Source organism: Mucilaginibacter auburnensis, from assembly GCF_002797815.1.
Lineage (GTDB): Bacteria > Bacteroidota > Bacteroidia > Sphingobacteriales > Sphingobacteriaceae > Mucilaginibacter > Mucilaginibacter auburnensis.
The window spans coordinates 462,017-474,367 of record NZ_PGFJ01000001.1; the positions used below are offsets into that span (position 1 = coordinate 462,017).

Sequence of the window (12,351 nt, forward strand, 5' to 3'; positions counted from 1 at the left end):
AATACTTATCAAGCCAAAAAGAAAATCAAACAACATGATACAAGAACAACCTCAATACAACAGCATTTCAACGTGGCTCAGAGAGTCGGTAATGATCAAATTATTTGTAATAGGCTTTTTAGCGCTGGTGCTGCTTATTCCATCCAGCATGATTAGCAGCCTGATAACAGAGCGTGCCGAACGGCAGGGAGAAGTGGGCAGGGAAATAGCAAAGATCTGGGCCGACAGTCAGTTGGTAGAGCCTCCTGTGTTGGTTATCCCTTACAAGAAAACGGTAACAGAGCAATCAGCAGACCACAAGGTTACTACTAAACAGGTTGACGACGTGCTTTACGTACTGCCAGATAAGTTAAATATTACAGCAGATGTTGTGCCTGATACATTGCACCGAGGCATGTTTGAGAGTATAGTTTACACTGCAAAACTCCATCTATCCGGAGATTTTAAGCCTGAAATTTTTAAGGGCATATCTGCGGATCAAATGGATACAGCAAAAGCCCGCCTAACTTTCAAACTGACTGATCTAAAGGGATTGAAAACAAATCCGGTTATAATGTTTGGCAATCAGAAGCTAAATGCTACTCCCGTGTTCGGCGAAGATGAATTGTTACAAGGAGGCTTGCAGGTGCCGGTAAGTTTTAATGTTAATAATACTACGGCTATACCATTTAGTTATACGCTTGATATTAAGGGCAGCAGAAGCCTTAACTTTTTACACACCGGCAAAGCCACAACGGTAAAAGTGCACAGTACATGGGCAACGCCAAGTTTCACGGGCGGGTATTCGCCCGATGAGCGTAAAATAAATAACAAAGGCTTTGATGCCAAATGGCAAGTGTTGTATTATAACAGGCCCTTTGCGCAACAGTGGGTGGGCGTTGATACGCTGCTAAACAGCATGAGCAAGCAGGAAAAGGCCATTTTTGGTGTTGACCTTAAACTGCCGGTTGATCAGTATCAACAAACTACCCGTACTGCCAAGTATGCCGTACTTATTATCCTGTTAACGTTTGTAGCGTTATTCTTAACTGAGCTGATAAGAAAGCAACCCATTCATCCCTTTAATTACGCGCTGATAGGCGCGGCCCTGGTTATTTATTACACGCTGCTGCTCTCGTTTGCAGAACAAGTGGGTTATACCCTTGCCTATTGTATTGCATCAGTTGCTACCATAGCGCTGGTATCGGTGTTTATTTCATCGTTGTTAAAAAATAAACTAATGGCCATGTTGTTCGCGGCAATATTGGGTGTGTTTTATGTATTTGTATATGTGCTGATACAATTAGAAGACCTTGCCTTACTAATAGGAAGCATTGCCTTATTTATTATACTATCTGTATTGATGTACTTCTCAAGAAAAATTAACTGGGACAAATAGCATGACCATGACACTGATATTCTCAGCCATAGCATTAATAACCTTAGCCATAACGGTGCGGGTGCGCAAAACAATAGCCTACTTTGTATTTGCTGCGGGTCTGGCTATCATAATAGCTTTTTTAGGTCTGCTTTACCGGGCCATCAGGTTTACTATATAAAAACAATCGCTAAACCTTATCACATTAAAAACATTTTTTATGGCCACAATTTGCACCAGTCAATACTGGATCAATTACTTTAAAGCCAACGCACTGGAACAGCGCGTTGACTGGACGCTTGCGCCGTCGATAACTGCCGAAGAACGCGAAACCATCAAAGCCTCGTTGCAAGCCTGGCAGTTGGGTGAAACATCTGAGGGATTGCATTTAATAAGCGCGGCAACAAAATATGCACATAACATAGGCGACCTGCCTTACATAGATGCCGTTAAGCTTTTCATTAAAGAAGAGCAAAAGCATGGCAATAACCTGGGGCGCTATCTTGATGCTATTGATGTGCCGAGAGTAAAGAAAAACTGGGGCGATTCGCTTTTCAGAAAAGTAAGGTATTACAATACCAGCATGGAGATATGGACGGTGGCTGTAATTGTGGTGGAAAGCACAGCGCAAATATTTTATCAGTCGTTAAAGAATGCTACACAATGCAAACTACTTAAACAAATATGTACAGATATTTTAATGGACGAGGCTTATCACATCACTTTTCAAACCGAGCGGCTTGCTATAATTTTGAGTGGGAAGAGCGATTTCTTCAGGTGGTGGCGGTCAGTAGCGTATAAGTGGTTTTTTATGGCCACTTGCGGACTGGTATGGTTTGGGCATCGCAGGTTGTTCAAAGCAGGAGGCGTTACATTTGCTTCCTTTCGAAAAAAGATGGGATTGAAGTTTAGGAAAACGTTGAAAGCCGTTACAGAATCTCACAAACTTGTAGTTGCTTAAATCGCCTTAATGCAATATGAAAAGTAAAGTTAAGGTCGCACTATTCTTGTTGGTCTGCATATTTGAATGCTCCGGTTGTTTTGGCTTATTTGACAGCGGTAGTGACCATATTGTGGGAGATTATTATACGGGTTGGATTGACTTGCATCACACACGTAATATTTACTTATCACATAAAGACAGTGTTAGTGTAGAAGTTGTGCCTGCATACATATTTGCGGTTGGACACAATGGACAGTTTATTTTTGCAAAGCAACATCCATTGACTGGGACATTTCCTAATGAGAATATTGACACGAGCATCACTAACCACTACATCATCCGGAGAGTTAGTGGCCAAATAATAGGTCCAATATCAGAACACGATTTTGAAAAATTTCTAAACGGTATAAAGCTAAGCAAGCCCTTGTATGATTTAAAATATCCAGAGTATTACTAAAGAGACAAAGTGGCTTAGGTAGCTCACCCTGGCTCAGGGGTGGCTCACAGGGGCTCACAGGGCTCACAGTGGCTCTGAGCCCCCCCTTTACATTACATAATACTCCCCTTGCGCGTCAGGCTGAGGGCCAACTTCTAAATTGGCCAGCTCCATTAAGTTTTTTTCAATGGTTTCTGAGAGGGTGGTCATTGGTGTATCGGTGGGCCGATTTTCAAACGGGTCCTGCATTAAAATAGCGGTACGTTCAATAGCAATGAACAAAACGGGTATGAACGTAGCCAAAACAGCTTCAACTATAGGGTGGTTATCATCAAGCCCGAATGGAAGGATAGTCATGAGCACATAGATCAAAAAGTGGATCAAAACACTGTAAGAGCGTGGAAAAATGGTGTTCTTGATGCGCTCGCATTTGCCCATATGGTCGGTGAGTTTAACAACGCTGTTATCCAACTGAACCTGTATATTTGGATTAAGCTGGTAATGTCTGCCTGCGTCAATAAGCTGCTCTACATGTTTCGTCAGCAAAAAATTGGGGCGGTTATCGCTTTTATAACTTCGCTTCTCAAAATATTCGGCGGCCCTGCCCGAAAACGGAACCTTGCGCAAACTATCAGCAAGCGTGTAGCACCACATGGCCTGCCTTACAGCAAACTCTTTTACGTACCAGGCTTTTTTATCGTCATTGGGTAAAAGGTGAATGAGCTGCCTTATCAGGCTTCGACTATCATTTACAATAGCTCCCCATATCACCCTTGCTTCCCACCAACGCTCGTATGATTGTGATGTACGAAAGGCCAGTAACAGCGAAAGCAAAGTGCCTACCAATGCCGAAATACTTAGCGGAATAGATATCTGCTCAAAAAAAGCAAAGTGGTCAAGCGCACCCACCAAAGTGGCATAAATAGCAATGGCAATTATATCCCATTTAATAAGGTTCAGAAAGTAGTATATGGAGATATTCTTTTTTAGCAGCATAAATTTAGCGGTGCTTTTAAATTATTGTGTTTTAACATTAAAAGTATATGTATTGTGTTGTTTTTACACTAAAAAATATACATCAAATAGTTTTGCCCGGTTTAGTTGGATGTACGGTATTTAATGTTCAACGGTGGTTAAAAATACGCGTGTTAGCAGCCTTTACCCTTTCAGCTAAAAAAGCTACTTTTGCCTGATATGAGCGAAGAGAGATCATTAAACTTTATAGAGGAGATAGTTGAAGAGGATTTAGCCAATGGCAAGCATGGCGGTAGGGTGTTAACCCGTTTCCCGCCCGAGCCTAATGGTTATCTACATATTGGTCATGCTAAGTCTATTTGCCTGAATTTTGGATTGGCAAAAAAATACAATGGCAAAACCAACCTGCGCTTTGATGATACCAACCCGGTTACTGAAGATACAGAGTATGTAGAAAGCATTAAGGATGATGTGCGCTGGCTGGGTTTTGAATGGGCAGAAGAGTTATACGCATCTGATTATTTTGATCAGTTATATGCATTCGCTGTTGAGCTGATCAAAAAAGGTTTGGCCTATGTGGATGACAGCACCGCTGAAGAAATAGCCGCGCAAAAAGGTACGCCTACTGAACCGGGAACGCCTAACCAATACCGCAGCCGCAGCGTTGAAGAGAACCTGCAATTGTTTGCCGAGATGAAAGCCGGCAAATATCCTGACGGAGCCAAAGTGCTGCGTGCCAAGGTTGACCTTGCCGCGCCAAACATGCACCTGCGCGATCCGCTGATGTACCGCATCAAGCACGCGCATCACCACCGCACCGGCGACAAATGGTGTATTTACCCAATGTATGATTTCGCGCACGGTCAGTCTGATGCTATTGAGAACATTACCCACTCTATCTGTACTTTAGAGTTCATTCCTCACCGCGACTTATACAATTGGTTTATTGCGCAACTGGCTATATTCCCGAGTAAGCAATATGAGTTTGCCCGCCTGAACATGACCTACACGGTTATGAGCAAGCGCAAGCTGATGCAGTTGGTGAATGAAAAACATGTTGATGGCTGGGATGATCCGCGTATGTCAACCATCAGCGGCTTACGTCGTCGTGGTTATACCGCTGCGTCTATCCGTGAGTTTTGCGAGCGCATAGGTGTAGCCAAGCGCGAAAACATGATAGACTTTAGCTTGCTGGAGTTTTGTATCCGCGAAGATCTGAACAAAACAGCATGGCGCCGCATGGCTGTGTTGGATCCAATAAAATTGGTTATTACCAACTATCCGGAGGGAGAAACCGAAATAATGCACGGTGAGAATAATCCCGAAGTAGAAGGAGGCGATGGCGGAAGGGATATTCCTTTTAGTCGCGAAATATGGATAGAGCGGGAAGATTTTATGGAAGAGCCGCCTAAAAAGTTCTTCCGTTTAGGAGTTGGGTTAAGTGTTCGCCTTAAAAATGCGTACATCGTTACCTGCGAAAGCTTTGTAAAAGATGCCGATGGTAATGTTACCGAAGTGCATTGCAGCTATCTGCCTAACTCAAAATCAGGCAATGACACAAGTGGTGTTAACGTAAAAGGTACCATACATTGGGTAAGTGTGCCGCACGCTAAAACTGCCGAGGTACGTTTGTACGACCGCTTATTTAAGGTGGAAGATCCCTCAAACGAGGATGGCGATTTTAAAGACTACATTAACCCGGAGAGTTTAACTATTATTCCGAATGCTTACATAGAGCAGGATCTGGCTACCGCCGAACCTGGCAAAGGTTATCAGTTTATCCGTAAAGGTTATTTTACTATGGATAAGCTGTCAACGCCAGACAAACTGGTGTTCAACAGAACAGTAACATTGAAGGATGGCTGGAAAGCCCCCCAAGGCTCTAAGGCATAAGCATAAGCATAAGCCGTGCCCAAAAAGGAAAATTAAACAACAAAGGCCGCTTTTTGAGCGGCCTTTGTTGTTTAATAATTTCCGATCAACCAATCACTATTTAACCGCTTTACGCTCACCCTTCATGGTGGCAGCAATTTGCAACGCGCGGTAAGCATTGGCTATGCCTCCGGTTTTCGAAAGCGTAGTAAAATCAACCTTTTCCTCGGTTCCCGGCTTGTTCACCATAGTGCCTGTTAGCGGTGTGGCCGATTGTAAAATGGCTTGTTTTAACTGTTTTGCGCTCAGGTTAGGGTAATACTCTAAAATTAAAGCGGCAATACCTGCTACAATTGGCGATGCAAAGCTGGTACCATCGGCGGTGTTAAACTCAGCGTCCATATTAATTGACGTTACCTTGGCACCGGGTGCAAAAACATCAACATTCTTTTTACCATAGTTACTAAATGATGCAGCCAGCGTTGCGTCGTTTTTAGCGCCTGATGCACCCACGCATATTACATTAGGCATATCAGTTACCGTACCGTCCTCAAAAGTATCATTAGGATATTGTGGTTTAACATCAACATTCTGATTATCGTTACCTGATGCCTGAACTAATAAAACATCTTTTGAAGCAGCGTATTTAAAGGCTTCATCCACCCATTTCTTGTGTGGAGACAGTTTTTTACCAAAGCTCATGTTCACCACTTTAGCGCCGTTATCAACCGCGTAGCGTATAGCTTTGGCAATATCTTTATCATACTCGTCGCCATTAGGTACCGCTTTAATAGCAATAATGCGCACATTATCGGCCACGCCATCTATACCGTAGCCATTGCCGCGTTGCGCGCCCATCAAACCGGCCACACCTGTTCCATGTGATGCATCCGGAAATTTCAGCAATCCGCTACCGTATGGTTTGGTATCCCAAACGTCAGCATCGTCTCCAACAATGTTTTTACGGCTGTTCAGATCGGGGTTAACATCATTATTCAGCTTAGCCATGTATTCGCTCAGCTCTTTAATGATTTTGCCATTGTCTTCGTCGCCACCTTGTTGGGTAAATATCTGTGTCCAGATGCCTTTGCTTTGCGATATGGTATCATTAGCCGCTGTAATTTTATCCAGATCGGTCTTTTTGAATGTAGCCGCGGCATCCAGCTTTAACTCACGTTTTAAGTAACCGCTGGTCACCATCAAGGCGTTTAGCATAGGCGAATATTGTTTCAGTTCTTCGGTCGACTTCTGCGTGGTTTCCTCGTAGGTTTGTTTAACTTTTAACCAATAGGCATAACCTTTTGCATCGCCTGCAGGGGTTGCCGTTAAATTGCCGTATTTAGGTTTAAGGCGATTGTATTCGCGTACTTCCTCGGTAGTTTCGGTATAATCGCACTTACCATCCGGGCCTCCTAAAAAGTTCCAGCCGTGTATATCGTCAATGTAACCATTCTTGTCATCATCAATGCCGTTGCCGGGTATCTCTTTGGTATTTACCCAAAGGACGCTTTTCAGATCTGTTTGAGCGGTATCAATGCCACTGTCAATAGTAGCCACTACAACCGGCTTGCTTTTTTTGCCCTGTACCAGTTTGTACGCAGGGGTAAGACTAATACCATAATAGCCATCGGTTTTAAAATCAAGCGTGTGCCAGTTTTTAGGTGCATCCTGCGCCAACGCGCCAAAGCTTGTTATAAACGCCCCAAAAAACAGGGGGCCAAACATATGTTTTTTGAAATTGCTCATCTATTTAATTTTTGTGTAATATATTCAAAAATGCTTAATTATAATTTGCATAAAATCGGTTCACCCGTCTCATTTTCGTTTCACTAATTTTAGTTAAAAAAATGATAATAAGGCGTTTATAAAAAATATTGTTTCAAATCGTCTCACATCCACCGTGAGACGAAACGCTACAGATCAAACTTTATGCCCTGTGCCAGCGGCAAGCTGGTTGAGTAATTGATGGTATTGGTTTGTCTGCGCATATAAACCTTCCACGCGTCTGAGCCCGACTCGCGCCCGCCGCCTGTCTCCTTCTCGCCGCCAAAAGCGCCGCCAATTTCCGCCCCCGAGGTTCCAATGTTCACATTAGCGATCCCGCAATCTGAACCCGCTACAGAAAGAAATGTTTCGGCCTCACGCAGGTTATTGGTCATAATAGCTGATGACAAGCCCTGCGGAACACCGTTTTGCAGCGCGATAGCCTCCTCTAAAGTTTTATATCGCATAAGATACAGGATAGGCGCGAATGTTTCATGCTGCACTATTTTATAATGGTTCTCCACCTCGGCAATGCAAGGCCTAACATAACACCCGGAAGCATAAGCCTCGCCTTGAAGCCGGCCGCCTTCAACTACAAAATTGCCACCCACTGCTTTGCAAGCGTCAATCGCTGCCAGGTAGCTGTTCACCGCTTCCTGGTCAATCAGCGGCCCCATGTGGTTGTTCTCATCCAGTGGGTTGCCAATACGTATTTGCGCATAAGCTTTAACCAGTTTTTGCTTAAATGCCTCGTAAACGCTATCATGAATAATGAGTCTGCGCGTAGTGGTGCAGCGTTGCCCCGCAGTACCAACCGCGCCAAATACTGCGCCTATCAGCGCCATATCCAAATCGGCGTTTTCTGTTATAATGATGGCATTATTACCACCCAGTTCTAACAGGCTACGACCCAAACGTGCGCCAACCGCTGCACCCACAGCCTTACCCATGCGGGTGGAGCCTGTTGCCGATATTAAAGGCAGGCGGCTATCATTTGCCATCAATTCACCAATTTTGCTATCGCCAATTAGGAGACAGGATACGCCTTCTTCAACGCCGTTGGCGGTACACACGGCTTGCGCAATATGTTGACAGGCTATGGCAGTTAACGGTGTTTTCTCGGATGGTTTCCAAATACAAACATCGCCGCATACCCAGGCCAGCATGGCGTTCCAGCTCCACACCGCCACCGGGAAGTTAAACGCTGATATAATACCCACCACACCCAATGGATGATACTGCTCATACATGCGGTGCAGCGGTCTTTCGGAATGCATGGTTAGGCCGTGTAGCTGTCGGCTCAGGCCAACGGCAAAATCGCATATATCAATCATTTCCTGCACCTCGCCAAGACCTTCCTGCAGACTTTTGCCCATTTCATAACTCACCAGCGTGCCTAAGTGTTGCTTGTTTTGGCGCAGGGCATCGCCTATCTGCCGCACAATATCACCTCGCTTTGGCGCCGGTAGGGTGCGCCAGTTAATAAAGGCCTTTTGCGCCTGCTGCACTACCTTGTCATAATCAGCAGCGGTAGCCATTTTTACCTGAGCGATGATTTTACCATCAACAGGAGAAGTAATTGCCCGCACTTCCGCGTTGGCGCTACTCGCCCAATTGCTTCCTGTGCTACAGGCCTCATTAATACCATCTATATGTAAATGTTTCAGGGTGTCGGCTATATTGATGTTCATATTTCGTACATTTGAGTCAAAGTTAAAATCTTTAAGGCAATTAACATTTCCCATCTCATTGCCATAGCCGCTTGCTTCTGATTAATAATCAAACAATTGCAATTGCTGCTGTTAACCAATGTGCGTATGTGGAAAACTTAATTACCTATTAGCAGGTTTACTTTGTAATTTAAACACAACTAAAACTTAATATACATCATAAAAATTGTGTATTAAGCCTGAATGTTCTGCAAACACTATTGAATGGAAGAAGAATTTGAATTTGGCTTTACCGAAGATCCAAAATTCTCGGTGGAGCGGTACGAGGAAATGATCCGGAATCACGACCAGTACTTTTTTGATGCCCAGGCGTTTGAGAACATTATCGATTACTACATCGAAAAGAACGACCCCGCCCGGGCTCTGCAGGTTGCAGAGTATGCAATTAGCCAACACCCTTTTGCCGCGGTATTCTTAATAAAGCGCGCCCAGTTGCTGGTGGTAGCCAATAAAATTGATGAAGCCTTTGCTGCCCTTGAAAAAGCGGCTATGCTGGAAGCATCTGATGCAGATATTTACCTTATCCGTGGTAACATCTACGAGGGAATGGAGCGCTTTACAGAAGCTTTGGAGAACTACGAAAAAGCATTGGAACTGGCCGAGGAGACCGACGAGATACTACTGCACATTGCCTACGTTTACCAAAACATGGGCGATTACGAAACGGCCATAAAATACCTGAAGCTTTGTTTAAAGCAGAACATGGAAAACCAGGATGCCCTGTATGAACTGGCTTTTTGCTATGACGTGCTGGACAACCAGGAAGAAAGCGTTCAGTTTTATCAGCAATATATTGATAACGAGCCTTACAGCTATGCGGCCTGGTATAATTTAGGCAACGCGTTCACTAAACTGAGCTTGTTTGAAAAGGCTATTGATGCTTACGATTATGCTATCCTGATAAAAGACAACTTCGCTTCGGCTTACTTTAACAAAGGCAACGCTTTGGTAAATCTGGAAAAGTACGCGGAGGCCATTGAGGTTTACCGCCATACTTTTGAGTATGAGCAACCTAATGCTGATACCTATTGTGCCATAGGCGAATGCTACGAGAAACTGGAGCAGATGGACGAGGCGCGGGTGTTCTACAAAAAGTCGGTAAAAATGGACCCCAAATTAGCTGATGCCTGGTTTGGTATAGGCGTTACGCTTGATTTTGAGGAACGCTATTTTGAAGCTTTGCACTTTTACAAGAAAGCCCTTGATCTTGACATTGCCAATGCCGACTATTGGTTTGCCATTGCAGATGCTGAATACAAATTGGGCCACTTAGCTGAAGCCGAAAGCGCTTATGAGAAAGTGGTTGAACTGAACCCGATTGATGTGGATGCCTGGCTGGATTACTCCTCCATTTTATATGAGCAGACCCGGTTAGACGGCGCCATTGAGGTGATGGCCGAAGCCATTAAAAACAACCCCGACGCAGCCGAACTGCACTACCGCATGGTAGCCTATATGTTTGCAAAAGGGGATTACAACGAGGCGCTGAACTATTTGGAACAAGCGCTTACTACAGACCCCGAGAAGCATTATATATTATTTGATTACCTGCCGCAATTGCAGCAAAACAAGGTAATCTTAGACATTATTAACAGGTACACAAGGTAGAAATTTGACTAACGTCACTATAAATTAAACTAAAACTCTTTCGGGTTTTAGTTTTTTTTTGTGACTTTTACCGCGTTTAGCACAAGTTGTTCACCTTTTAAGTATGAATTACACCATTAATAACCTTCCGGAGCGTATACAAAAGCCAAGGGAGAGCGGTATTACCATGGTAATGGATAAGGGCCTTAGTTTAAGGCAGGTTGAGGATTTTATTGAAGTTGCCGGAATATATACCGATATGGTGAAATTAGGTTGGGCCACCTCTTATGTTACCCCCAATCTTGATCAAAAGCTGAAACTTTATAAAGATGCCGGCATCCCGGTATATTTTGGCGGTACATTGTTTGAAGCCATGATCATACGCGGACAGTTTGACGATTACCGCCGCATTTTAGATAAGTACGATCTTGCCTACGCCGAAGTTTCCGACGGCTCTATCGAGATATCGCATGATGAAAAGTGCAAATACATCACCGAGTTAGCTAAGCAGGTTACGGTTATATCCGAAGTGGGTTCAAAAGACGTGCAGAAGATATTTGCGCCCTACAAATGGATACAACTGATGAAGGCCGAAATTGAGGCCGGGTCATGGAAGGTAATTGCAGAGGCCCGCGAAAGCGGCAACGTAGGCATCTACCGCGACTCGGGAGAAGTGCGCCAGGGCTTAGTTGATGAGATACTTACCCAAATACCCGAGCAACGCATTATTTGGGAAGCACCCCAAAAACCACAGCAGGTTTGGTTCATTAAACTGGTTGGCGCGAACGTTAGCTTAGGTAACATTGCCCCGAACGATGTTATTCCGTTGGAAACCTTGCGTTTAGGTATAAGAAGTGATACATTTGATCATTTCTTATAATTCTGTGCCGTATAAAATTCAATTAATAGCCGAACACACCAAAGCGTTATTGCTTAAGTATATTTTTTGCCTGCTACTGGTATACTGCATTGGTACAACCAATGCGCAAAACATTGATGTACGGATACTTCAAAGCATTAATGGCCCCGCATCTCCATCTGATGCGTTTTGGAAAGACCTTTCGGGCACAACAAGTATTTTAGCTGTAGCCACGCCGGCAAGTATTGTTTTAACCGGGCTGACCATTAAGAACAAGGAGCTTACTACAAAGGGCCTCCAAATTGCAGGCTCAATAATTATTGCCGAGGGCTTAACCGCGGGCCTCAAATATACCATTAAACGGCAGCGCCCGTTCGATGCCTATCCCCATCTGGTTTACGCGCATTCTAATCCCACCGATCCATCTTTTCCATCCGGGCATACTTCAGTAGCATTTGCAACGGCAACATCTGTTAGCATAGCTTTCCCGAAATGGTATGTTATTGTGCCTTCGTTTAGTTATGCTACCGCTGTTGGCTATTCCCGCCTGCGTTTGGGCGTTCATTACCCGAGTGATGTTTTGGCAGGGGCGCTGATAGGCGCGGGCTCGTCTTACCTCACCGTTAAATTGACGAAGCTGCTGAATAAAAAGCACGTTCATTAGTGGTATCATGCCCTTAACGCATTTATAGCCCATACTTAATTTGCAACATTAACGTTATTGATGCACTGAACTGATCTGAACTTGCGTGCACTATTGTTTGCTCTCACTTAATATTTACACCTAAACCGCACTTAGCTATGTTTATCGCTAAAAAACAAGCCTTT

At 44.1% G+C, this 12,351-nt stretch carries 11 protein-coding genes; 8 read left to right on the forward strand and 3 right to left on the reverse strand.

Annotated features, from left to right (window positions below; translation table 11 throughout):
* Positions 1-34 precede the first annotated feature (34 nt).
* Genes creD through CLV57_RS02030 form a run of 4 tightly spaced genes read left to right on the forward strand, consistent with a single transcriptional unit; the run spans position 35 to position 2,757 of the window.
* Positions 35-1,378, forward strand: coding sequence for a cell envelope integrity protein CreD (gene creD / locus CLV57_RS02020; protein WP_100339689.1), 1,344 nt, complete (start codon positions 35-37; stop codon positions 1,376-1,378).
* A 7-nt stretch (positions 1,379-1,385) separates the two neighbouring features.
* Positions 1,386-1,538, forward strand: a complete 153-nt coding sequence (locus tag CLV57_RS18275) for a hypothetical protein (RefSeq protein WP_157799038.1) — start codon at positions 1,386-1,388, stop codon at positions 1,536-1,538.
* A gap of 39 nt (positions 1,539-1,577) precedes the next feature.
* A complete protein-coding gene (locus tag CLV57_RS02025; RefSeq protein ID WP_245856823.1) occupies positions 1,578-2,318 on the forward strand; it encodes a ferritin-like domain-containing protein in 741 nt (246 codons plus the stop codon).
* A 16-nt stretch (positions 2,319-2,334) separates the two neighbouring features.
* Positions 2,335-2,757 (forward strand): hypothetical protein, encoded by a 423-nt coding sequence (locus CLV57_RS02030; RefSeq protein ID WP_100339690.1) that lies wholly within the window; start codon positions 2,335-2,337, stop codon positions 2,755-2,757.
* 87 nt (positions 2,758-2,844) lie between these two features.
* On the opposite strand, the gene CLV57_RS02035 is transcribed toward CLV57_RS02030, so the two are convergent.
* Positions 2,845-3,732 (reverse strand): bestrophin family protein, encoded by an 888-nt coding sequence (locus CLV57_RS02035; RefSeq protein ID WP_100339691.1) that lies wholly within the window; start codon positions 3,730-3,732, stop codon positions 2,845-2,847.
* A gap of 198 nt (positions 3,733-3,930) precedes the next feature.
* On the opposite strand from CLV57_RS02035, the gene CLV57_RS02040 reads away from it, so the two are divergent.
* Positions 3,931-5,604, forward strand: coding sequence for a glutamine--tRNA ligase/YqeY domain fusion protein (locus tag CLV57_RS02040; RefSeq protein ID WP_100339692.1), 1,674 nt, complete (start codon positions 3,931-3,933; stop codon positions 5,602-5,604).
* 96 nt (positions 5,605-5,700) lie between these two features.
* Here the strand turns inward: CLV57_RS02040 and CLV57_RS02045 are convergent, their stop codons facing one another.
* Together CLV57_RS02045 and amaB are read right to left on the reverse strand one after the other, a co-directional pair.
* Positions 5,701-7,329, reverse strand: coding sequence for a S8 family serine peptidase (locus CLV57_RS02045; RefSeq protein ID WP_100339693.1), 1,629 nt, complete (start codon positions 7,327-7,329; stop codon positions 5,701-5,703).
* Between the two features lie 167 nt (positions 7,330-7,496).
* On the reverse strand, positions 7,497-9,038 hold the full coding sequence (gene amaB, locus CLV57_RS02050) for an L-piperidine-6-carboxylate dehydrogenase (protein WP_100341281.1): 1,542 nt from the start codon (positions 9,036-9,038) through the stop codon (positions 7,497-7,499).
* 243 nt (positions 9,039-9,281) lie between these two features.
* Between amaB and CLV57_RS02055 the strand changes: the two genes are divergently transcribed.
* The 3 genes from CLV57_RS02055 to CLV57_RS02065 all read left to right on the forward strand — a co-directional run bounded on the left by CLV57_RS02055 (position 9,282) and on the right by CLV57_RS02065 (position 12,187).
* Positions 9,282-10,685 (forward strand): tetratricopeptide repeat protein, encoded by a 1,404-nt coding sequence (locus tag CLV57_RS02055; RefSeq protein WP_100339694.1) that lies wholly within the window; start codon positions 9,282-9,284, stop codon positions 10,683-10,685.
* Between the two features lie 103 nt (positions 10,686-10,788).
* The gene (locus tag CLV57_RS02060) at positions 10,789-11,544 is read left to right on the forward strand and encodes a phosphosulfolactate synthase (protein WP_100339695.1); all 756 of its coding nucleotides are present in this window, start codon (positions 10,789-10,791) and stop codon (positions 11,542-11,544) included.
* A 4-nt stretch (positions 11,545-11,548) separates the two neighbouring features.
* Complete coding sequence (locus CLV57_RS02065) at positions 11,549-12,187, forward strand: phosphatase PAP2 family protein (RefSeq protein WP_157799039.1); 639 nt, start codon at positions 11,549-11,551, stop codon at positions 12,185-12,187.
* The last annotated feature ends 164 nt before the right edge of the window (positions 12,188-12,351 follow it).

What these genes read in the sequence shown, in the direction of transcription:
- creD (WP_100339689.1), top strand. Translation starts at nt 35, where the DNA reads ATGATACAAGAACAACCTCAATACAACAGCATTTCAACGTGGCTCAGA.
- CLV57_RS18275 (WP_157799038.1), top strand. Translation starts at nt 1,386, where the DNA reads ATGACACTGATATTCTCAGCCATAGCATTAATAACCTTAGCCATAACG.
- CLV57_RS02025 (WP_245856823.1), top strand. Translation starts at nt 1,578, where the DNA reads ATGGCCACAATTTGCACCAGTCAATACTGGATCAATTACTTTAAAGCC.
- CLV57_RS02030 (WP_100339690.1), top strand. Translation starts at nt 2,335, where the DNA reads ATGAAAAGTAAAGTTAAGGTCGCACTATTCTTGTTGGTCTGCATATTT.
- CLV57_RS02035 (WP_100339691.1), bottom strand. Translation starts at nt 3,732, where the DNA reads ATGCTGCTAAAAAAGAATATCTCCATATACTACTTTCTGAACCTTATT.
- CLV57_RS02040 (WP_100339692.1), top strand. Translation starts at nt 3,931, where the DNA reads ATGAGCGAAGAGAGATCATTAAACTTTATAGAGGAGATAGTTGAAGAG.
- CLV57_RS02045 (WP_100339693.1), bottom strand. Translation starts at nt 7,329, where the DNA reads ATGAGCAATTTCAAAAAACATATGTTTGGCCCCCTGTTTTTTGGGGCG.
- amaB (WP_100341281.1), bottom strand. Translation starts at nt 9,038, where the DNA reads ATGAACATCAATATAGCCGACACCCTGAAACATTTACATATAGATGGT.
- CLV57_RS02055 (WP_100339694.1), top strand. Translation starts at nt 9,282, where the DNA reads ATGGAAGAAGAATTTGAATTTGGCTTTACCGAAGATCCAAAATTCTCG.
- CLV57_RS02060 (WP_100339695.1), top strand. Translation starts at nt 10,789, where the DNA reads ATGAATTACACCATTAATAACCTTCCGGAGCGTATACAAAAGCCAAGG.